The organism is Azotobacter chroococcum, from assembly GCF_004339665.1.
GTDB lineage: Bacteria > Pseudomonadota > Gammaproteobacteria > Pseudomonadales > Pseudomonadaceae > Azotobacter > Azotobacter chroococcum.
Map to the genome: position 1 here is coordinate 52,642 of NZ_SMMU01000003.1, position 19,358 is coordinate 71,999.

Annotated in this window: 20 protein-coding genes; 10 read left to right on the forward strand and 10 right to left on the reverse strand. The window is 68.3% G+C overall.

Features of this window, described 5'->3' with window-relative positions:
* Window positions 1-22: 22 nt before the first annotated feature.
* Window positions 23-1,012, reverse strand: coding sequence for an NAD(P)/FAD-dependent oxidoreductase (locus EV691_RS04230; RefSeq protein ID WP_131299888.1), 990 nt, complete (start codon window positions 1,010-1,012; stop codon window positions 23-25).
* A 185-nt stretch (window positions 1,013-1,197) separates the two neighbouring features.
* Between EV691_RS04230 and EV691_RS04235 the strand changes: the two genes are divergently transcribed.
* Both EV691_RS04235 and hemH read left to right on the forward strand, forming a co-directional pair.
* Window positions 1,198-2,118 (forward strand): TIGR01777 family oxidoreductase, encoded by a 921-nt coding sequence (locus EV691_RS04235; RefSeq protein ID WP_207390235.1) that lies wholly within the window; start codon window positions 1,198-1,200, stop codon window positions 2,116-2,118.
* The gene (gene hemH, locus EV691_RS04240; protein WP_131299894.1) at window positions 2,115-3,155 is read left to right on the forward strand and encodes a ferrochelatase; all 1,041 of its coding nucleotides are present in this window, start codon (window positions 2,115-2,117) and stop codon (window positions 3,153-3,155) included. The genes EV691_RS04235 and hemH overlap by 4 nt, the downstream gene beginning before the upstream one ends.
* A 46-nt stretch (window positions 3,156-3,201) precedes the next feature.
* Here the strand turns inward: hemH and upp are convergent, their stop codons facing one another.
* Window positions 3,202-3,840 (reverse strand): uracil phosphoribosyltransferase, encoded by a 639-nt coding sequence (gene upp, locus EV691_RS04245; RefSeq protein ID WP_039802249.1) that lies wholly within the window; start codon window positions 3,838-3,840, stop codon window positions 3,202-3,204.
* A gap of 192 nt (window positions 3,841-4,032) precedes the next feature.
* Between upp and EV691_RS04250 the strand changes: the two genes are divergently transcribed.
* Both EV691_RS04250 and EV691_RS04255 read left to right on the forward strand, forming a co-directional pair.
* Window positions 4,033-4,590 carry a hypoxanthine-guanine phosphoribosyltransferase gene (locus EV691_RS04250; RefSeq protein ID WP_131299896.1) on the forward strand — a complete coding sequence of 186 codons (558 nt, stop codon included), beginning with the start codon at window positions 4,033-4,035 and terminating at the stop codon, window positions 4,588-4,590.
* 62 nt (window positions 4,591-4,652) lie between these two features.
* On the forward strand, window positions 4,653-4,946 hold the full coding sequence (locus tag EV691_RS04255) for a PA4642 family protein (RefSeq protein ID WP_131299899.1): 294 nt from the start codon (window positions 4,653-4,655) through the stop codon (window positions 4,944-4,946).
* Between the two features lie 66 nt (window positions 4,947-5,012).
* Here the strand turns inward: EV691_RS04255 and mqo are convergent, their stop codons facing one another.
* Window positions 5,013-6,557: a malate dehydrogenase (quinone) gene (mqo, locus tag EV691_RS04260; protein ID WP_341352487.1), complete on the reverse strand. Its 1,545-nt coding sequence runs from the start codon at window positions 6,555-6,557 to the stop codon at window positions 5,013-5,015.
* A 769-nt stretch (window positions 6,558-7,326) separates the two neighbouring features.
* On the opposite strand from mqo, the gene EV691_RS04265 reads away from it, so the two are divergent.
* A complete protein-coding gene (locus EV691_RS04265) occupies window positions 7,327-7,914 on the forward strand; it encodes a YajG family lipoprotein (protein ID WP_131299905.1) in 588 nt (195 codons plus the stop codon).
* 93 nt (window positions 7,915-8,007) lie between these two features.
* On the opposite strand, the gene EV691_RS04270 is transcribed toward EV691_RS04265, so the two are convergent.
* Window positions 8,008-8,190, reverse strand: a complete 183-nt coding sequence (locus EV691_RS04270; RefSeq protein WP_131299908.1) for a hypothetical protein — start codon at window positions 8,188-8,190, stop codon at window positions 8,008-8,010.
* A 375-nt stretch (window positions 8,191-8,565) separates the two neighbouring features.
* Between EV691_RS04270 and EV691_RS04275 the strand changes: the two genes are divergently transcribed.
* Entirely contained in the window at window positions 8,566-8,847 is a 282-nt protein-coding gene (locus tag EV691_RS04275) for a hypothetical protein (RefSeq protein WP_131253368.1), read from the forward strand.
* 21 nt (window positions 8,848-8,868) lie between these two features.
* On the opposite strand, the gene EV691_RS04280 is transcribed toward EV691_RS04275, so the two are convergent.
* A complete protein-coding gene (locus EV691_RS04280) occupies window positions 8,869-10,032 on the reverse strand; it encodes a 1-acyl-sn-glycerol-3-phosphate acyltransferase (RefSeq protein ID WP_169531239.1) in 1,164 nt (387 codons plus the stop codon).
* Window positions 10,033-10,148: 116 nt separating this feature from the next.
* On the opposite strand from EV691_RS04280, the gene EV691_RS04285 reads away from it, so the two are divergent.
* The 3 genes from EV691_RS04285 to EV691_RS04295 all read left to right on the forward strand — a co-directional run bounded on the left by EV691_RS04285 (window position 10,149) and on the right by EV691_RS04295 (window position 11,994).
* Complete coding sequence (locus EV691_RS04285) at window positions 10,149-10,331, forward strand: CPXCG motif-containing cysteine-rich protein (protein WP_039802265.1); 183 nt, start codon at window positions 10,149-10,151, stop codon at window positions 10,329-10,331.
* 69 nt (window positions 10,332-10,400) lie between these two features.
* A complete protein-coding gene (locus tag EV691_RS04290; RefSeq protein WP_039802266.1) occupies window positions 10,401-11,018 on the forward strand; it encodes an SOS response-associated peptidase in 618 nt (205 codons plus the stop codon).
* A 154-nt stretch (window positions 11,019-11,172) separates the two neighbouring features.
* A complete protein-coding gene (locus EV691_RS04295; protein WP_131299911.1) occupies window positions 11,173-11,994 on the forward strand; it encodes a M48 family metallopeptidase in 822 nt (273 codons plus the stop codon).
* A gap of 40 nt (window positions 11,995-12,034) precedes the next feature.
* On the opposite strand, the gene EV691_RS04300 is transcribed toward EV691_RS04295, so the two are convergent.
* From EV691_RS04300 to EV691_RS04315, 4 genes are all read right to left on the reverse strand, one after another.
* Window positions 12,035-12,619, reverse strand: a complete 585-nt coding sequence (locus tag EV691_RS04300) for a TMEM165/GDT1 family protein (RefSeq protein ID WP_131299914.1) — start codon at window positions 12,617-12,619, stop codon at window positions 12,035-12,037.
* 231 nt (window positions 12,620-12,850) lie between these two features.
* Entirely contained in the window at window positions 12,851-13,432 is a 582-nt protein-coding gene (locus EV691_RS04305; RefSeq protein WP_131299917.1) for a TMEM165/GDT1 family protein, read from the reverse strand.
* Window positions 13,433-13,670: 238 nt separating this feature from the next.
* Window positions 13,671-14,672: a class I SAM-dependent methyltransferase gene (locus tag EV691_RS04310; RefSeq protein ID WP_131299920.1), complete on the reverse strand. Its 1,002-nt coding sequence runs from the start codon at window positions 14,670-14,672 to the stop codon at window positions 13,671-13,673.
* A 47-nt stretch (window positions 14,673-14,719) separates the two neighbouring features.
* A complete protein-coding gene (locus EV691_RS04315) occupies window positions 14,720-15,682 on the reverse strand; it encodes a 2-hydroxyacid dehydrogenase (RefSeq protein ID WP_131299923.1) in 963 nt (320 codons plus the stop codon).
* 145 nt (window positions 15,683-15,827) lie between these two features.
* On the opposite strand from EV691_RS04315, the gene EV691_RS04320 reads away from it, so the two are divergent.
* Complete coding sequence (locus EV691_RS04320) at window positions 15,828-17,654, forward strand: DUF1302 domain-containing protein (protein WP_131299926.1); 1,827 nt, start codon at window positions 15,828-15,830, stop codon at window positions 17,652-17,654.
* A 16-nt stretch (window positions 17,655-17,670) separates the two neighbouring features.
* On the opposite strand, the gene EV691_RS04325 is transcribed toward EV691_RS04320, so the two are convergent.
* Complete coding sequence (locus EV691_RS04325) at window positions 17,671-19,284, reverse strand: L,D-transpeptidase family protein (RefSeq protein ID WP_207390236.1); 1,614 nt, start codon at window positions 19,282-19,284, stop codon at window positions 17,671-17,673.
* Window positions 19,285-19,358 lie beyond the last annotated feature (74 nt).

Below are 19,358 nucleotides of genomic sequence, written 5' to 3' on the forward strand. Positions count from 1 at the left end.
TGCTTCGGGAGGGGCGCGGCGTTCAGTTCGCGCGGTGTTGCAGCAGCTTGCGGGCGGCCTCCTGGCCGCTGAGCCAGGCGCCTTCGACGCGTCCGGACAGGCACCAGTCGCCACAGGCGTAGAGGCCCAGGCTGGAATCGGCCAGGGCACCCCAGCCGTGGCTGCCGACCGGCCGGCCGTAGAGCCAGCGGTGGGCGAGACTGAACACCGGCTCCGGCACGGTGCAGCCGATTATTTCGGCGAAGGCGCCGTACAGCTGTTCGATCACCTGCTCCTTGGGCAGATCGAGGTGTTGCCGGGTCCAGCGGCTGCTGGCCTGCAGCACCCAGGTGTCCGGCTGGCTGGCGCGACCGGGCTTGCCGCGGTTGCGCGACACCCATTCGAGCGGGCTGTCCTGGATGAAGCAGCCGTCCACCGGTGTGTCCAGCGTCTGCTCGAAGGACAGGGCGACCGCCCAGTTCGGCTCCATCGCCACGCTGGCCACGCTGCTAGCCAGCTTGGGTGCCGCCGCCAGCAGCTGCGCCGCTTGGGGCGAGGGCGTGGCCACCACCACCTGGCTGAACGGACCGTAGGCCTTGCCGTCGGCATCCTGCAGCATCCAGTGCTGCTGGCCGTGGAAGACCTCGGTGATCCGGCAGGAAAAGCGTGCCGGCATGTCGCCGAGCAGGCCGCGGGTCAGGGCGCTCATGCGCGGCGTGCCGATCCAGCGGATCTGCTCGTCCTGGGACGGGCGCAGCATGCCGTTGGCGGAGTCGTAAAGACTGGGCTGCCATTCGGCGACCCAGCCGTGGCCGCGCCATTGCTGGACCGCCTCGGCGAAGCGGCGGTCGCGGCAGGTGAAATACTGGGCCCCCAGGTCGAGGGTGCCGACCTCGGTGCGCTTGCTGGCCATGCGGCCGCCGCTGCCGCGGCCCTTGTCGAACAACTGAACCTCGAGTCCCGCCGCGTGCAGTGCCCCCGCCGCGGAGAGCCCCGCGATACCCGTGCCAATGATGGCAATAGGAAAAGTCATGGTTTACCTCGTACCCCTTCAGCAGGCGCGCCGCCGACGAACTCCCCGCTCCGTGCACCCGGCGCAGATCACAACGGTTGGTGCTCCTTCATCTGTACTCCTAAATCCACAAGTGCGAAAGCGTAAAAGCGTCATAAATTCAAAGTAGGGCCATGCGTGCCTTTGGGCAATGCGAGGAGAGGACAATGCACATTTTGCTGACTGGCGGTACCGGACTGATGGGGCGTTCCCTGTGCCGACACTGGAGTGCCCAGGGGCACCGGCTGACGGTGTGGAGCCGCTCGCCGGACCAGGTTCCCGGCCTCTGCGGATCTGCCGTGCGCGGGATCGGGCGGCTCGAGGAACTGGACGGCGAGACGCTGGATGCGGTGATCAACCTGGCCGGCGCGCCCATCGCCGAACGGCCCTGGACGCGCCGGCGCAAGGCCGTGCTCTGGTCCAGCCGGATCACCTTGACCGAGCAGCTGGTCGGCTGGCTGCAGACGCGTCTGCAGCGGCCGCGGGTGCTGATTTCCGGCTCGGCGGTGGGCTGGTACGGCGATGGCGGCGAGCGCGAGCTGCGCGAGGACATGGGGCCGGTCGGCACGGATTTCGCCAGCCAGCTGTGCGGCGCCTGGGAGGATTCGGCGCGGCGCGCCGAGGAACTGGGCATCCGCGTGGTGCTGCTGCGCAGCGGGCTGGTGCTGGCGCCCGATGGCGGCTTTCTGCAGCGCCTGCGGCCGGTGTTCCGCCTGGGGCTGGGCGGGCCGCTCGGCAACGGCCGACAGTGGATGCCTTGGGTGCACATCGCCGACCAGGTCGCGCTGATCGACTTTCTCCTGCACCGGGAGGATGCGCAGGGTCCCTATAATGCCTGCGCGCCGCAGCCGGTGCGCAACGGCGAGTTCGCCCGCGCCCTGGGCCAGGCGCTGCACCGGCCGGCGCGGCTGTCGGCGCCGGCCTTCGCCCTGCGCCTGGGCCTCGGCGAACTCGCCGGCCTGCTGCTCGGCAGCCAGCGCGCCGTGCCGGCCCGCCTGTCCGACGCGGGCTTCGCGTTTCGCTTCACCGATCTCAACGCCGCCCTGGCCGATCTGCTGGGCGACCACCGACTCAAGGATGCCGCATGACCGATCACGCGCTGTTGCTGGTCAATCTGGGTTCGCCCGATTCCCCCGGGGTGGCCGACGTGCGCCGCTACCTCGACCAGTTCCTCATGGACCCCTACGTGATCGACCTGCCCTGGCCGCTGCGCCGCCTGCTGGTCTCGCTGATCCTGCGCAAGCGGCCGGAGCAGTCGGCGCATGCCTATGCCTCGATCTGGTGGCCGGAGGGCTCGCCGCTGGTCGCCCTCAGCCGCCGCCTGCAGGAGGCGGTGCAGGCCCACTGGCACGAGGGACCCGTGGAGCTGGCGATGCGCTACGGCAGCCTGTCCATCGAGGCGGCGCTGAACCGGCTGGCGGAGGATGGCGTGCGCCGGGTGACCCTGGCGCCGCTCTATCCGCAGTTCGCCGACAGCACCGTGACCACCGTGGTGGAGGAGACCCGGCGGGTGCTGCGCGCGAGCGGTCTGGAACTGGAGCTGGAGGTACTGGCGCCCTTCTTCGGCCGGGCGGAGTACCTGGAGGCCCTGGTGCAGAGCGCCAGGCCCCACCTGCAGCAGGGCTTCGACCATCTGCTGTTGAGTTTTCACGGCCTTCCGGAGCGGCATCTGCGCAAGGCCGATCCGAGCGGCAGGCATTGCCTGAGCGGCGCCGATTGCTGCCGCCAGGCGCCGCCGGAGGTGCTGGCGCGCTGCTACCGGGCGCAGTGCCTGCGCAGCGCCGAGGGCTTCGTTCGGCAGATGGGGCTGAGCGAGGGGCAGTGGTCGGTAGCCTTCCAGTCGCGCCTGGGCCGCGCCAAGTGGATCGGTCCCTACACCGAGGAGCAGCTCGACGCGCTGGCCACGCGCGGGGTGAAGAAGCTGCTGGTGATGTGTCCGGCGTTCGTCACCGACTGCATCGAGACCCTGGAGGAAATCGGCCAGCGCGGTCGCGAACAGTTCCGGGCGGCCGGCGGCGAGGAACTGCTCCTGGTGCCCTGCCTCAACGACCATCCGGCGTGGGCGGCCGCGCTGGCGCAGCTTTGCCGTGCGCCGAACGTAGGGTCTGCTGACGTTTTGGCGTAGGCCGCAGCAACGCGGCTCACGCCAAAACGGCAACAGACCCTAAGCCTCAACTCGGCTTCTGCTTGGTGCCGAACACCTTGTCGCCGGCATCGCCGAGGCCGGGGATGATGTAGCCGTTCTCGTTGAGGCGCTGGTCGATGGCCGCAGTGTAGATGGTCACGTCGGGGTGGGTCTGCTCGAGCAGGCGGATGCCCTCCGGCGCGGCGACCAGCACCAGGGCGCGGATCTCCTTGCAGCCGGCCTTCTTCAGCATGTCGATGGTGGCGATCATGGAGCCGCCGGTGGCGAGCATGGGGTCGATGATCAGCGCCAGGCGCTGGTCGATCTCGCCCACCAGCTTCTCGACGTAGGTATGCGCGACCAGGGTTTCCTCGTCCCGCGACAGGCCGACCACGCTGACCTTGGCGCTCGGGATCAGCCGCAGCACGCCGTCCAGCATGCCGATCCCGGCGCGCAGGATGGGCACCACGGTGATCTTCTTGCCGGCGATCTTGTCCACCTCCACCGGACCGCACCAGCCCTCGATCTGGCAGCTCTCCAGGGGTAGGTCCTGGGTGGCCTCGTAGGTGAGCAGGGCGCCAACCTCCTGGGCCAGTTCGCGGAAGCTCTTGGTGCTGATATCGGCGCGGCGCATCAGGCCGAGCTTGTGGCGGATCAGCGGGTGGCGGATTTCGTGGATGGGCATGAAGGGCTCCGGCGTTCTGGGATGGTGCCCGAATTAAAACACCGGCCCGGCGGAGAATGAATGGGCAGCGTTGCACGGCCCGGCCGCGGGGCTTGCCCGCGGCGGGGGCGCTGGGTAACGTTCCCGCTCCGATTGCCGGGGCCGGCCTGCTGCGGCAGGCCTTCAGTGCTCCACCCACCCGAGGAAAATGCCATGTCCGTCGATCTCGCCCATATCCGCCAAGTCATGGCGGAGGCCGACTGCCTGTTCAATCATGCCGAAGTCGAGGCGGCGATCGGGCGCGTCGCCGAGGCGATCAACGCCGAACTGGTCGAGCGCAATCCGGTGGTGTTCTGCGTGATGAACGGCGGGCTGGTCTTCGCCGGCAAGCTGTTGCCGCTGCTGGGCTTCCCCCTGGAGCTGTCCTATCTGCATGCCACCCGCTACCGCAACGAGACCCGCGGCGGCGACCTGTTCTGGAAGGCCAAGCCGGAGATCTCCTTGATCGACCGCGACGTGCTGATCATCGACGACATTCTCGACGAGGGGCACACTCTGGCGGCGATCATCGACTTCTGCCGCCACGAGGGGGCCAGCACCGTGCATACCGCGGTGCTGGTGGACAAGCAGCACCAGCGCAAGGCCTCGCCCGATCTCAAGGCCGATTACGTCGGACTGAGCTGCGCGGACCGCTATGTCTTCGGCTACGGCATGGACTACAAGGGCTACTGGCGCAACGCTGCCGGCATCTATGCGGTCAAGGGGCTGTGAGGCACCGTGCGTCGAGCGCGGCTAAACTGCCACCCCTTCGACATCGATCAATGGAGCGAAACATGCGCAAGAAAGACAAGAAGCAGGTGATTGGCGAGGAAATCAGCGAGGAGAGGATCCGCCTGTTCCTCGATGTCGAGCCGGCCGACGCCACGCCGCCCGCCCTGCACAAGCTGGTCAAGGCCTACCGGGGGCTGCGGGTGGACGATTTCGAGCGCTTCGTGGGCTTCTTCGTCGAGGCCGGCTACGACCTCGCGGCGCAGGACGTCCAGGGCCGCGACTTCATCGCGCTGGTCCAGGACCAGCGACTTGCCGAGCCCTACATCGACATCGTGCGGGCTGCCGCCCAGCGCTGAAGCGGGCGATTCCTGGAAACGAAAAAACCGCCTGTTCAGGCGGTTTTTTCATGGCCGGCGGTTCGCTCAGCTGTCGACGCTGGCTGCCGCGGGTGCGGTCTTGGCCGGAGCGGGAGTGAACAGGCCCAGGCGCTGGTTCGAGGCGGCCTGCACGCTGCGGTACAGTTCGGCGTCGTTCTCCAGTTCCTTGCCGGAGGCCTTGAAGATCTCCTTGAGACGGCCGCTCCAGGCTTCGGACTGCATGCGCTCGGCGAAGCAGCGCTGCAGCAGGTCGAGCATGGCCGACACGGAAACCGAGGCACCCGGCGAGGCGCCCAGCAGAGCGGCGATGGAGCCGTCCGCGGCCGCGACGATCTCGGTGCCGAACTCCAGCTTGCCACCGCGCTCGGCATCCTTCTTGATGATCTGCACGCGCTGGCCGGCGACTTCCAGGCGCCAGTCCTGGGGGTTGAGCTCGGGGTAGAAGCCGCGCAGGGTTTCCAGGCGATCGCCCATGGACTGTTTCACTTCCTTGATCAGGTAGCGGGTCAGGTCCATGTTGTCGCGGGCCACCGCCAGCATCGGGCCGATGTTGCCCAGGCGGATCGACTTGGGCAGGTCGAGGAAGGAGCCACGCTTGAGGAACTTGGTGGTGAAGCCGGCGTAGGGCCCGAACAGCAGGGATTTCTTGCCGTCGACCACGCGGGTGTCGAGGTGCGGCACCGACATCGGCGGCGCGCCGACCGCGGCCAGGCTGTAGACCTTGGCCTGATGCTGCTTGACCACCTCGGGATTGTCGCAGCGCAGCCACTGGCCGCTGACCGGGAAGCCGCCGTAGCCGTGGCTTTCCGGAATGTCGGACATCTGCAGGAGGGGCAGGGCGCCGCCGCCGGCACCGAGAAACACGAAGCCGGCCTTGATGTCGCGGCTCACGCCGGTCTTGCTGTCCTTGACGGTGACCTTCCAGCCGCTGTCGGCGCGCTCGAGTCCGGTGACCTTGTGGTCGTAGCTGACGGTGACGTCGGCCTTGCCGGTCAGGTGCTGCAGCAGCTGGCCGGTCAGGGCGCCGAAGTTGACGTCGGTGCCGCCGAGGGCGCGGGTCGCGGCCAGGCGCTCGTTCGGGTCGCGGCCGGCCATCATCAGCGGCATCCACTCCTCGAGGGTCGCCTTGTCCTCGGTGTATTCCATGTCGGCGAAGCAGTGATGCTTCTTCAGCACCTCGAAGCGCGTCTTGAGGAAGCCGATGTCCTTCTCGCCGCGCACGAAGCTCAGGTGCGGAACGGGATTGATGAAGGACTGCGCCGAGCCGAAGCTGCCTTGCTCCAGCAGGTAGGCCCAGAGCTGCTTGGAAACCTCGAACTTGGCGTTGATCTCGACGGCCTTCTGCGCCTTGACCGAGCCGTCTGCCGCCTGCGGGGTGTAGTTCAGCTCGCACAGGCCGGCATGTCCGGTACCGGCGTTGTTCCAGGGGTTGGAACTTTCCAGGGCATCGGAGTCCTGCATTTCGATGATTTCCAGCTTGATGCCGGGATCGAGTTCCTTCAGCAGCACGCCCAGTGTCGCGCTCATGATGCCGGCACCGACCAGCACCACATCGACTTCGTAGTTTTTATGCGCCATTAACGCCTCCAAATCTGCAACACCAAATTGGCAGTACGACCTTGCGCCTGTTCCTCAGGCAGCTGGCTGCGCCGTTGCACCACTCGAGGATGCTCCAGCCGCCCGGTCGGCCTGTTATCCGTTGTTCCTTGACGGGCACCTGCCGAATGATCGGCCGTGCTTACACGGGACACCTGCGTGGCTGCCGGGAAAGCGGACGGGTTTCCGCTCCGGCAATCGGCGACTCTCGTCGCCGGCATCCATTCGGCCGGCCCTAGCGGGTAGACCCCGATCTCTCGGTCAGTGGATTGTCGATGGGCGAAGGAGCATCAATGTTCGCTCGGGACGCATCGTCGTTCATTGCTCGCCACACTCTTTTGAAGTAGTGAAAAAACTGTATTGCCACGCTCTTTTGAAGTCGTGGCCCTTGTTCAGTCGTTGTCTCGGGCACGCCGATACCCGGGCGTAGCGAGACAGGCTGCGTCCTTGCAAGCGACAGTGTTCTGCGCGATGGGCGGAAAATAAAACCGATGCCGACAGTGGCGGCGGGTGGCGACTCTCTGCGGGAAGTCGTGCCAAATGGCGCTGCACGGCTGTGCATGACGATGCCCGATCAGGAGCAACCTTATAATCGGGGGTCGAGTATAGCGCCAAATCAACAAAGTTGACCCTTTGGCTTTAGTTTTATTCCGGGGCTCCCCGCGCGGTGCGAAGGGCTGCGCTCCGGGGCCGTGACGCCGGCTGCGGGCGGCTGCCGAGGCCGTTATACTGCGCTTCCCTCGCCACTTCTGGAGAATCGAGCATGCTGCATCGTCTGTTGCTGGGCCTGGTCGCCGTCGCCAGCCTGGGACTGGCCGGCTGCGCCCTCAGCCCGCAACAAATCACCCCCGAGCCCAAGCTCAACGCGTCACTCGTTGCGGTCGGCAGCGGCCAGCCCGTCGTCGTGCGGGTGGTCGACGGACGCGCCTCGCCGAACCTGGGCACCCGCGGCGGAATGTATCCGGAGACCAGCATGATCGTCGTGCGCGGCCAGGATGTGCTGCCCCGGCTGCAGACCCAGGCCGAGACGGCGGTGCGCCTGCTCGGTTTCACCCCTTCGCCCAATGCCTACAATGCGCCGCAGCTGACCCTGACCCTGGCCGAGCTGAAGTACCAGTCGCCGAAGAAGGGGATGTATGTCACCGAGGCGGATATCGGCGCGACCTTGCGGGTCGATGTGCAGAACAGCGGGCGTCGTTACAGCGGCCGCTATGGTGCCTCGCTGAACCAGCGCTTCGGCATGGCGCCGAACCAGCAGACCAACACCAAGCTGGTCGGCGATGTGCTCAGCGATGCCCTGACCCGTGCCTTCAAGGATCCGGCCATCGGCCAGTTGCTGCTGGGGCGCTGAGGCGGGGATTCGTGCAGCCCGGTCCGCTTGCCGGAGCCGGGCTCGCTTCCAGCTGGCGCTCGTGGCGGTGCTGGTACCCGGCTGTGCGGCTTGTCAGGCGGCCTTGGCGTAGCGTCTCTTCGGCCGACTGGCGGCGGGCAGTTCGTAGTGCTCGTGGCCGCCCAGCCGGCAGTAGTCCAGCCAGTCCTGGTCGTGGACGCAGAAGTCCAGTCCGATGCGCTCCTCCATCTCGTCCTGCAACTCGAACGGGCGTTCGAGAGATTCGGCGTGCTGCATGTCGGTTCCTCCGTGGCTGATCGGATGCCTTGCCCCATGGCCAGGACTTCGGACTGTAGAACGGTCGGATGACCGTTTCCCGACGGAATCAGAACTTCGAGGACTTATTGGGTATTTGGTCGAAAGCAGCGCTTATAAGGCGCTCGGCTTGCGTAGAATATATCCGAGTCTTCTCTGTCCGCGCCGAGGCTTCATGCAAGCCATCGGCCAGCCGCCCCCGCGGGGCGTGCGGACGTCGCCAGGCCACTCTGCGACAGGGGTTTCCCGGTTGCGGCTGCGGGCAGTGACGTTTTCCACCCGCCGCCGAGCGGCTCCGTCTTTCCCAGTTGTGGTGCGCGCGACTCCTCCGTGCACCTTGCCGATGCGGAGGTTTCGATGTTATTGCCGGCTCTTGGGGTTTCCCTGCCGCTTCCCCCGTCACTGCTGCTGAATACCGTGGCCCTGTTCTTTGCCCTCGCCGGGAGCTGGCTGCTGCTCGCCACCCGTCTGCGCGAGCAGCGTGCCCTGGCGCGTCTGGCCGGCGAAGGGGAGTTGGACGAGGAGGGAGCCTGGGCACTGGAGGCGGCGACCGGACGGGTCAACCGCTTCTTCTACCGCTTCGGCGCCGGCACCCTGCTGCTGGCGCTGCTCCTCTCCTGGAGCAGCACCCGGCTCTGACGGGGTGCGCCGCCGTCGCTCCTACAGCGGCAGGCCGGCCTTGACCCGGTACTGGTTGCGCACCGGGTTGGCGTATTGCAGGACCAGGTAGGGCCGCTGCTCCTCAGGACAGGCGGCCAGGCGCTTTTGCCACTCCGCTTCGGCGCGGGCGACTTCGTCGGCCGGAAACAGCTGCGCCGCCTCCGGAACCTGCAGTCCGGGATCGCGTCCGGCATGCATGGCATAGGCCAGGTAGTGGACGGGAAACAGCCGGTAGTTGCCGAGGATCTGCCGGTCGATTTCCGCGGCGAGCTGCTTGGCATCCTCCGGAAGGGTTTCCGGCGGCGTGCCGAAGTGGATGTGCACCCGGCCCTTGTAACCGGTGATGCCGAGGGCGATGCTCTGGTCGTCCTCGCCCGGCGCCTTGGTGTAGCTGCCGGTGCTGGCGCGGATGTACAGCTCGCGGGCCTTGGCCTGATCGCAGGGGTCGTATTCGTAGCTGATCGACACCGGCGTCAGGTTGAGGGACTTCACCACCTCGGCGAAGGCTTCGTCCTTGCGGCTCATGTGGAACATCTTGAGGATCGCCGAGTCGGTACGGTCGTCGCCGTCCTTGGCGCGGCCCTCGGCCTGGGCGATCCAGATCGACTCGTCCTCCACCCGGATCGAATGGTTGATGTAGGCGGAGAGCAGCTGGTAGGCAGCGAGTTTTTCCCGCCGTCCGCTCAGCGAGCGATGCACGATGAAGCTCTTGTTCAGGCGCATCAGGTCGCTGACGAAGGGCTTCTGCAGCAGGTTGTCGCCAATCGCGATGCGCGGCGTGGGCAGTCCGGCGTGGTAGATCGCATAGTTGACGAAGGCCGGGTCCATGACGATGTCGCGGTGGTTGGCGAGAAAGAGCCGGGCCTTGCCGGGCCGGAGCTGCTCGACACCGCTGTAGGTCACGCCATCCGTGGCGCGCTCGATGGTGTGGTCGACATAGGTCTCGATCTTCGTCTGCAGGGCCGCGACGCTGTCGATGCGGGTGAACTCGGCACGCAGGCGCAAGGCGATGAGCGGCTTGAGCAGCCAGCCGAGCGGCCCGGCCAGGCGCGGAAAGCGAAAGCGGGTAAGAATGTCGAGAAAGTCGGCGTCGGCGATCAGCCGTTGCAGGACAGCAGGGACTTCGGCGTCGGCATAGGGTCGGATGGCATCGAATTCGCCCATCATGTGCTCTTGATCAGGACTGGGTAGATAAAAAAGAGGCGGAGGCGCGGGCCTGCGCCTCCTGTCGCGGGGAAAAATCGGTCGAGCATTATAGCGGCAACTCGGGAGAGTCCACGATGCTGGAAATGCAGAGCTATCAATGTCCCTGTTGCGGCGAGACGGTCGAGGCGCTGCTCGATCTCTCCGCCGGCGACCAGCAGTACATCGAGGACTGCCCGGTGTGCTGCCGTCCGCTGCTGTTCGAGCTGCATACCGATGGCGTCGACTGGACTTTGGCGGTCCGTCGGGAGGATGACTGAGGCGTGGGCGGGGCAGCGCCGCTACAATGGCCGATGCCTTTGCCAATCCTGTCCCGAGAGCTTGCCGCCATGACTGGACGTTACGCCCTGTTTCGCTGGCCGCCGGCCCTGGCGGGCCTGCGCGGATTTCCCGCGGATCTGGCGCCGCACTGGAGCATCGCCCCGGCCGCCCAGGTGCTGATGCTGCGCGGCGTGGCCGACGCGCGGGAGGCGGCGCTGGCGCGCTGGGGGCTGACCCCGGCCTGGCTGACCGACCTGTCGCGCGCCCCGGCCCATGCCCGGGCGGAAACCCTGGTCGAGCAACCGATGTTCCGCGAGGCCTTCCGGTCGCGCCGCTGCCTGCTGCCGGCCAACGGTTTCTACGAGTGGCGCGGCGCTGCGCGCAAGCGCCCCTACTGGTTGACCGGCGCGGCGCCGCTGCTGCATTTCGCAGCGGTCTGGGAGGCCTATCCGGTCGGCGGACAAGTCTACCTGAGCGTCGCCATGATCACCCTGGCGGTGGCCGCCCAGCGCCGGCCGCTGATCCTCGACGAAGCAGAACAGGCGCTCTGGCTGGATGCTGCCAGCCCCCCGGCCTCCCTGCAGGCGCTGCTGCTGCGGCCTGCCCCGGCGCTGCGCGAGCGGGCCCTGGCGGCGCTGGTCAACGACCCGCAGCTGGACGCCCCGGAGTGTCTGACACCCGCCTGAGCCGCGGCGCGGCGGGAACTTTCCAGTCTGGCGGAGTTCTCTTGCCGGCTCCGTTTGCGGAGCTGGCTCATAGCTATTACTCAATCCTCCGCCCCGGTTGCCGCCCCTGTGCCGGCGACCTAGCATACGGGCCGTGTTCGTCAGGAGTACCCACATGGGCAAGTCTTCCTATCTCACCGCTGTGGCCGCCGCCCTGCTGCTGGCCGGCTGCCAGCCCGTCCAGACCACCAGCGGCGGCGCCGTGGGGGTCGAGCGCAAGCAGTACATGTTCAGCATGCTTTCCACCGAGCAGGTCAACCAGATGTATGCCCAGTCCTACCAGCAGACCCTGGGCGAGGCCTCCACCAAGGGCGTCCTGGACACCAGTAGCGAGAATGCCCGGCGCCTGAACGCCATCGCCCAGCGGCTGATCGCCAAGGCGCCGCTGTTCCGCGCCGACGCCGCGCAGTGGCAGTGGCAGGTCGCGCTGATCGACAGCGACGAGCTGAACGCCAGCTGCGGGCCGGGCGGCAAGATCATCTTCTACAGCGGGCTGATCGAGAAGCTGCGCCTGACCGACGACGAGATCGCCGCGGTCATGGGCCACGAGATCGCCCATGCCCTGCGCGAGCACGGCCGTGAGGCGATGTCCAAGGCCTATGGCGTACAGATGGCCAAGCAGGGCGCCGGCGCACTGCTCGGCGTGGGCGAGAGCGGCATGGCCATGGCGGACGTGGCGGTGCAGTACGGCATGACCCTGCCCAACAGCCGCAGCAACGAGAACGAGGCCGATCTGATCGGCCTGGAGCTGGCCGCGCGCGCCGGCTACGACCCGAATGCGGCGATCACCCTGTGGCAGAAGATGAGCCAGGCGGGCAACAACGGCACCCCGCAGTTCATGAGCACCCACCCCGCGCCCGGCAACCGCACGGCGGCGCTGGAGGCGGCGATTCCCAAGGTCATGCCGCTGTATCGGCAGGCCCGGGGCGGCAACTGAGCCGACGCGCTGCCCCTGCTCGGGGGCAGCGCTGCCGGCATTACAGCCAGCCGGCCAGCTTCGCTGTTTCGTAGCCCGAATACACCGCCAGGCAGATGAAGGCCAGGGCGGCGATCCGGCGGATCAGCTTCAGCGGCAGGTTCTGGGCGACGAAGTTGCCGGCCAGCAGCACCACTGGTGTGTTGGAGATCACGATGCCGAGCGTCGTGCCGACCGCCACGAAGAAGGGATATTCGTACTGCGCGGCCAGCACCAGGGTGGCGACCTGGGTCTTGTCGGCCATCTCGGCGAAGAAGAAGGCCACGGTGCTGGTCAGGAAGGGGCCGTAGCGCTTGAGCTTGGAGTCGTCGTCGTCGCCGCGCTGATCCGGCAGCAGGGTCCAGACGGCGATCGCGGCGAAGGCCGCGGCGAGCATGCCGTTCAGTGCGACTTCCGAGAGAAAGCCGGCGGCCAGGTGGCCGACTTCGGCGGCGAGGATGTGGTTGCCGAGGATGCCGACGAGCATGCCCCAGACGATCGGCCAGGGTTTGCGGAAACGCAGGACCAGCAGCATGGCCAGCAACTGCGTCTTGTCGCCGATCTCGGCGAGGATGGAGATCTGGGTGGGGATGAAGAGTGATTCCATCGGACTTCCTGGGGGCGGGGCGACAGTTTTCCAGGACACGCACGCCTTCCCGCCCCGGGTGTGAGGAACGCGTGTCATACCTTGGGCATGTATACGACGGGCCTGGAGTGCACGCGTCATGGCCGGACCTGTCGACAGGTCCGAACGGGCGGGAGAAAACTCCCCTAGGACGGCGGACATTGTGCCCAAGGGGGCCGCACCGGGCAAGCGCGGTCCCCTTGGACGAAGGGCTTACAGCCAGCCGGCCAGCTGCAGCGCCTGGTAGCCGGTGTAGACCGCCAGGGCGGCGAAGCCGGCAGCGGCGATGCGGCGGATCAGGGTCAGCGGCAGGCGGTCGGCGGCGAAGTTGCCGGCCAGCACCACCGGCACGTTGGCGATCAGCATGCCCAGCGTGGTGCCCATCACCACCAGGACGAAGTGCGGATACTGCGCGGCCAGCATCACCGTGGCGATCTGCGTCTTGTCGCCCATCTCGGCGAGGAAGAAGGCGATCAGGGTGGTGACGAAGGGGCCGTAGCGCTTGAGGGCGGATTCTTCGTCGTCGTCCAGCTTGTCCGGAACCAGCGTCCAGACCGCCACGGCGGCGAAGGCAGCGGCAAGGATGGCGCTCAGCGTGGCCGGCGAGAAGAAGCCGGCGACCCAGCTGCCGACCGCGCCGGCGGCGAAGTGGTTGGCCAGGGTGGCGACGACGATGCCCCAGATGATCGGCCAGGGCTGGCGAAAGCGGGCGGCGAGGAGCAGGGCGAGCAGTTGCGTCTTGTCGCCGATTTCGGCCAGGGCAACGATCAGGGTGGGGACGAAGAGGGATTCCATCGGATTTCCTGCGGGGCGGGTCGACACGTTTCCATGACACGCGCACCTCCCGCCCCGGCGTAAGGTGTACGTGTCATGGGTCTTGTCAAACCCTGCGGCCTGCGTGGCGGGCCGGGGTCGCACCCGCCATGGCCGGTGGGCCAAGCATGTTGACGGGTGCCGGGCGAGCGGGCGCTCGCGGGAGACTACTCCCCCAGGACGGCGCGCATTGTGCCCAAGCTGCCGATGACGGGCAAGCTCAGCGCGCCCGGACGGCGCGGTAGATGCGAAAGCCGTGGGCCTCGGCGAGCACCTGGCAGGGGCCGAGGTGGCGCTCGATCAGCGGCGGATACTTGAGGAAGCTGTTGGCGACCAGGCGCAGCTCGCCGCCGGGGCGCAGGTGCCGGGCGGCCTCGCGCAGCAGCTCCTCGGTGGCCTGGTAGTCGGTGTGCACGCCCTGATGGAACGGCGGGTTGCTGATGATCGCCGCCAGCCCGTCGGGCGCCGCCCCGATGCCGTCGCCGCCGATCAGCTCCGCTTCCAGGCCATTGGCGGCCAGGGTCAGGCGGCTGCTGGCCAGGGCGAAGGCGTCGACGTCCAGCAGGTTCACCCGGCTCTGCGGATGGCGCCGCTTGAGCACCGCGCCGAGCACCCCGGCGCCGCAGCCGAAGTCGAGCAGATCGCCCGGCGGCAGCCCGTCGAGATGCTCGAGGAGCAGGGCACTGCCGCGGTCGAGGCGGCCGTGGCTGAACGCCCCCGGCAGGCTGACCACCTCGAGCGGACCGTCGGTCAGCTCCAGCCGGTAGCGCTGGGCGCGCTCCTCCAGCACGGGCGCTGGTGGGGCCTGTTCCACCGTCACCTGCCAGAGCTGGCAGTGTCGCGCGCTGTCCAGCTTGCGCGGCCGGCCGAAAGCCTGCAGCTGGCGGGCGGCGCTCTCGATGCCGCCGCGCTTCTCGCCCACCAGGTACAGCTCGCCGCCGGGCAGGCGGGCAGCGAGGGCGTCGAGCAGATAGCGGGCCAGCTCGGCGGACTTGGGCAGGAACAGCACGGCGGCGGCGAAGGGCCGTTCGCCGGGAACGACGCCGAACTGGCAGCGTCCGGCGAAGCGCGCGGCCAGCGCGGCGTGCTCCCCGGCCTGCCAGCTCCAGCCGTGGGCGGCGGGCAACTGGCCGAGCAGGTCGTCGGCGGGCAGGCCGGCCAGCAGCAGGTCGCCGCCGAACAGTTCGGCCTGGCGCAACAGCACTTCGCTACGCGGGTCCATGAAACCTCCTCGGAAAAAGCCGGCAGCTTAGCAGAGCCCTTTCCGGCTCAGTCGACCCGGCGCTTCGGCGTGCCGGCGAAATGGGCCAGGGCGTTTTCCGTCAGCTGGCCGACGATCCGCTGGCGCGCCTCGCGGCTGCCCCAGGCGCTGTGGGGGGTGAGGATCAGCCGCGGGATGTCCGGCGCCAGCAGCGGATTGCCGTGGCGCGGCGGCTCCTCGCTGAGCACGTCGCAGGCCGCGCCGCCCAGTTGGCCGCGGCGCAGGGCATCGGCCAGCGCCTGTTCGTCGACCAGCCCGCCGCGGCCGGTGTTGATCAGGAAGGCGCCGGGCTTCATCGCCTGCAACTGTTCGGCGCCGATCAGGTTGCGGGTCTGCTCGGTCAGCGGGCAGTGCAGGGTCAGGGCATCGACCTGCGGCAGCAGCTCGGCCAGCGGCAGGCGGTCGGCGCGTTCCGGGCGGCCCGGCAACTGGCCGAGCAGCACGCGCATGCCGAAGGCTTCCGCCAGCCGGGCGACGGCGCTGCCCAGCTCGCCGTGGCCGAGCAGGCCGAGGGTCTTGCCCTCCAGCTCGACGATCGGGAAGTCGAGCAGGCAGAACTGCGTCGCCTGCTGCCAGCGCCCGGCGCGGATCGCCGCCTGGTAGTCGGGCAGGCGGGTGGCCAGGGCGAGCAGCAGCATCAGGGTGTGCTGGGCCACCGAGGGCGTACCGTAGCCCTGGCAGTTGCACACCGCAATGCCCCGCGCCCGGGCGGCGGCGAGGTCGACGTTGTTGGTGCCGGTGGCGGAGACCAGCACCAACTCCAGGTCGGGGCAGGCGGCGAGGGTCTCCGCACTCAGTACTACCTTGTTGACGATCGCCACCCGGGCGCCGGCGAGCCGCCCGGCCGCCTCGTCGGCGCGGCTGGCGTCGTGCAGCACCAGTTCGTCGAAGGCCTGGCGCAGCGGGGCGAGATCGAGATCGCCGAGATCGAGGGAGGCATGGTCGAGGAAGACGGCGCGACGTGCATTCATCGAAATTTCCTTGGCTGGAAAAATGGGCAAGCGGCGAGCCTAACAGAGATGTTCCGTTCGGCGCGAAGGGCACTGCGGGCTGGCGGCAGCCCGGGGGAGACAGGGACAATAGGCGCTTTGCCTGCCGCTCCCTGGAGTCGCCTCGATGCCATCCCTTCCCGTCCTCCGGCCCCTGGCCGTCGCCTGTGCCGCCTCGCTGGCCGCGCCGGCCGGCGCCGTGAGCTTCAATATCGGTCCGCTCGAGGCGCAGCTCGACTCCAGCCTGACGCTGGAGGCCGGCTGGTCGACGGCCAGGACGGACAAGGACCTGATCGGCGCCGACGGCGGGCGCGGCCTGTCGCCGATCAGCGACGACGGCCGGCGCAACTTCAAGCGCGGCGAAACCTTCGCCAAGCGCCTGCGCGGTGTGCACGGCCTGGAGCTGAAGCGCGGCGACAGCGGCCTGTTCCTGCGCGGCGACTACTGGTACGACTTCGAGCTGAAGGACGAGCAGCGCCCGTTCAAGGACATCGACGAGAGCAACCGCAAGGAGGGCGTGCGCTCCTCCGGCGCTCGGCTGCTCGACGCCTTCGTCTACCGCAACTACCTCGTCGGCGAGCTGCCGGGCTCGCTGCGCCTCGGCCGGCAGGTGGTGAACTGGGGCGAGGGCCTGTTCCTGCAGGGCGGCATCGATGCGATCAATCCCCTCGATACGCAGACCTTCCGCCGCCCCGTCACCGAGGTTCGCGAGGGACGGCTGCCGGTCGCCCTGCTGCACCTCGCCCAGAGCCTGAACGATGCCTTCAGCCTGGAGGCCTTCTACCAACTGGCCTGGGACCAGACCCTGAGCGACAACTGCGGCACCTTCTTTTCCCAGGCGGACATGCTGGCCGATGGCTGCGATCGCAACCTGGCGGTGCTCAGCCGGGCCGGCGCCCTGAACGCCGCCGATATCGCCGCGCTCGAGGCCCAGGGCGTCGCCTGGACTTCGCCCGACGAGGGCGTGCTGGTGCGCCGCGGCGGCGACCGCGATGCCCGCGACGGCGGCCAGTGGGGGATCGCCCTGCGCTATTTCGCCGAGCCGCTGGATACCGAGTTCGGCGTCTACTTCATGAACTATCACAGCCGCGCGGCGATCTTCAGCACCGGCGCCGCCGGCCCGGCGGCGTTCGCCGCCAACCTGCCGCAGGCGTTGCGGCCGCTGGCGGCGGCCGGCAACGCGCGCTATTTCGTCGAATACCCCGAGGACATCCGCCTGTTCGGCCTGAGCTTTTCCACCACGCTGCCGGCCGGGACCCGCTGGCGCGGCGAATTGAGCTACCGGCCGAACGCCCCGGTGCAGCTCAACATCAACGATCTGCTCGGCGCCACCCTGACCCCGCTGGAGCCGAGCGCGGCGCTGCTGCAGGCGAGTCCGGGGCAGGATGTCCACGGCTACCGGCGCAAGGAGATCATCCAGCTGCAGACCGGCTTCAGCCAGGAGTTCGATGGGCTGATGGGCACCAGCCGCCTGACCTTGGAAGGGGAGGTCGGCTGGATCCACGTTGGCGGTCTGGAAGGGGCGAGCCGGCTGCGTTACGGCCGCGATCCGGTGTTCGGCGCCGGCCCGCTGCCGGAGGGTGCCTGCCAGGCGCAGAATGCCGCGACCCTGGCGGGCCGCTCGCAGAAGAACCTCGGCCGCTACTGCGAGAACGACGGTTTCACCACTCGCGACTCGTGGGGCTACCGGCTGCGCGCGACCTGGGAGTATCGCGACGTCCTGCCGGGGCTGGACCTCAAGCCGGGGATCGCCTGGTCCCACGACGTGGACGGCTATTCCCCCGGCCCCGAAGGCAACTTCGTGGAGGGCCGCAAGTCGCTCGGCCTCGGCCTGGACGTCGATTACCTGGACACCTACAGCGCGGGGCTGTCCTACACCGACTTCTTCGGCGGCGAATACAGCACCCTGGTGGATCGCGACTACCTGCTGCTCAGCCTCGGCGTGCGCTTCTAGTCCGGGCGTCCACCGCTCAGCGCGAGGCCTGCAGCGCCGCGAGGACCTTCTCGTCGTGGGCGTAGATGTCCGGGCGGAAGGTCAGCTGGCCGCTGTCGTCGACCTGGGCGGTCCAGTAGGCCAGCAGGATCGGCACCGGCTTGGGCAGGTTCAGGTTGCGGGTCTTGCCGCTGGCGAGGAGTTCCTCGAAACGCCTGCGCTCGGCCGGGCTGGCGCCCTCCAGCAGCAGGTCGGTGAGCTGCATCGCCCGTTCCACGCGCACGCAGCCGGAGCTCAAGGTGCGTGTCTCCCGGGTGAACAGGTGCTGGCTCGGTGTGTCGTGCAGGTATACCGAGAAGGGGTTCGGGAAGCGGATGGCGATCTGCCCGAGCGGATTGTGCGGGCCGGGGTCCTGGCGCAGCATGATGCCGCTGGGGTTGTGCCAGTCGACGTTGTGCGGGTTGACCTCGTTGCCCTGGTAGTCGATCACCTTGAGGTTCTGGCTGGCCAGAAAACCGATGTTGCGCTGGATCTGCGGCAGCTTGTCCTCGCGCAGGATGGTCGGCGGTATGGTCCAGGTCGGGTTCAGGGTCAGGTGGGTGACCTGCGACTTGAGCAGCGGCGTGGGGCGGGCCGGGCGCCCCACCTGGGTGCGCGTCTGCCAGCGTGCCTGGCGGTCGCGGAAGAGGGTCAGCTGGGCGCCGGCAACATCCACCAGCAGCAGGGTCGGCTCCATTTCCCGGGCCAGCCAGCGGAAGCGTTCGAGGTTGACGCGGACCTGCTCCAGGCGCGCGGCGGGGCTGACGTTCAGCTCCGCCAGGGTGGCCGGGCCGACGACGCCGTCGTCCTCGAGGAAATGCCGTGCCTGGAAGCGCTTCACAGCCTCGACCAGTCGCGGCGTGTAACGTTGCGGGTCGGGGCCGGAGCGCGCCGTTTCGGTCAGATAGCCTTCGTCGGCCAGGCGCCGCTCGAGCAGGGGCACGCGCTCGTCCGCCATGCCTGGGCGCAGCAGGTCGCCTGCCGGCACGCGCCGCCAGTTGCGCGGCGGATTCTGGCGCAGCGCCGCATGGGCGCGACGCAGCGCGAGATAAGGCTCGAAGTCCGGACGGGCCGCAGCGAAGGCGGCGGGCAGGTCGTCCAGACGGGTCACGGCGAAGGTCGGAAACAGCGCAGGTGGTGCCGGTGCGCGGCTGTTCGAAGAGCGCCAGAGCGGTTCCGCCTGGGTCTGGTCGAGCTGGCCGTAGGCAAGATGGCGCAGGGCTTGCAGGTAGGCATGGGTGGCGAGGACATCGGTGCAGGCGCTGCGCTGCGGATGGCTGGCCGGGTCGTCGGCGAGCCGGCGCAGGGTGGCGAGTTGGTAGTTGGTCGGGTCCAGGCCGTCGTCGACCAGTTGGGCGAGCTGCTCGAGCAGCTTTTCCAGGCGGGCATCGGCGGTCCAGACGCGCTGGTAGTCGAGTTGGCGATAGAAGGCCGTCAGCGCCTCCAGGGCCAAGGCATCGGGGACGACGGCGGGGGAGACGCAACTCAGCGACGGCTGCGCCAGCTGCTGGCGGATCGCCTCGTCGCCGGGCAGGGGATCACCCGGGGCTGCCAGGGCGAGCCTGGTTGCCAGGAACAGACCGGTTAACAGAACTGTGCACTTTTTATACAATGGCTGGCTCCCACGCCTGCGGAACATTCGGATCGCAGGTTGCCGGCTAGACTGCAATCATCTGGCGTCCATCA

What these genes read in the sequence shown, in the direction of transcription:
- EV691_RS04290 (WP_039802266.1), top strand. Translation starts at nt 10,401, where the DNA reads ATGACTGGACGTTACGCCCTGTTTCGCTGGCCGCCGGCCCTGGCGGGC.
- upp (WP_039802249.1), bottom strand. Translation starts at nt 3,840, where the DNA reads ATGCCCATCCACGAAATCCGCCACCCGCTGATCCGCCACAAGCTCGGC.
- EV691_RS04310 (WP_131299920.1), bottom strand. Translation starts at nt 14,672, where the DNA reads ATGGACCCGCGTAGCGAAGTGCTGTTGCGCCAGGCCGAACTGTTCGGC.
- EV691_RS04270 (WP_131299908.1), bottom strand. Translation starts at nt 8,190, where the DNA reads ATGCAGCACGCCGAATCTCTCGAACGCCCGTTCGAGTTGCAGGACGAG.
- EV691_RS04320 (WP_131299926.1), top strand. Translation starts at nt 15,828, where the DNA reads ATGCCATCCCTTCCCGTCCTCCGGCCCCTGGCCGTCGCCTGTGCCGCC.
- EV691_RS04255 (WP_131299899.1), top strand. Translation starts at nt 4,653, where the DNA reads ATGCGCAAGAAAGACAAGAAGCAGGTGATTGGCGAGGAAATCAGCGAG.
- EV691_RS04235 (WP_207390235.1), top strand. Translation starts at nt 1,198, where the DNA reads ATGCACATTTTGCTGACTGGCGGTACCGGACTGATGGGGCGTTCCCTG.
- EV691_RS04280 (WP_169531239.1), bottom strand. Translation starts at nt 10,032, where the DNA reads ATGGGCGAATTCGATGCCATCCGACCCTATGCCGACGCCGAAGTCCCT.
- EV691_RS04250 (WP_131299896.1), top strand. Translation starts at nt 4,033, where the DNA reads ATGTCCGTCGATCTCGCCCATATCCGCCAAGTCATGGCGGAGGCCGAC.
- hemH (WP_131299894.1), top strand. Translation starts at nt 2,115, where the DNA reads ATGACCGATCACGCGCTGTTGCTGGTCAATCTGGGTTCGCCCGATTCC.
- EV691_RS04230 (WP_131299888.1), bottom strand. Translation starts at nt 1,012, where the DNA reads ATGACTTTTCCTATTGCCATCATTGGCACGGGTATCGCGGGGCTCTCC.
- EV691_RS04275 (WP_131253368.1), top strand. Translation starts at nt 8,566, where the DNA reads ATGTTATTGCCGGCTCTTGGGGTTTCCCTGCCGCTTCCCCCGTCACTG.
- EV691_RS04285 (WP_039802265.1), top strand. Translation starts at nt 10,149, where the DNA reads ATGCTGGAAATGCAGAGCTATCAATGTCCCTGTTGCGGCGAGACGGTC.
- EV691_RS04305 (WP_131299917.1), bottom strand. Translation starts at nt 13,432, where the DNA reads ATGGAATCCCTCTTCGTCCCCACCCTGATCGTTGCCCTGGCCGAAATC.
- EV691_RS04295 (WP_131299911.1), top strand. Translation starts at nt 11,173, where the DNA reads ATGGGCAAGTCTTCCTATCTCACCGCTGTGGCCGCCGCCCTGCTGCTG.
- EV691_RS04315 (WP_131299923.1), bottom strand. Translation starts at nt 15,682, where the DNA reads ATGAATGCACGTCGCGCCGTCTTCCTCGACCATGCCTCCCTCGATCTC.
- EV691_RS04265 (WP_131299905.1), top strand. Translation starts at nt 7,327, where the DNA reads ATGCTGCATCGTCTGTTGCTGGGCCTGGTCGCCGTCGCCAGCCTGGGA.
- EV691_RS04300 (WP_131299914.1), bottom strand. Translation starts at nt 12,619, where the DNA reads ATGGAATCACTCTTCATCCCCACCCAGATCTCCATCCTCGCCGAGATC.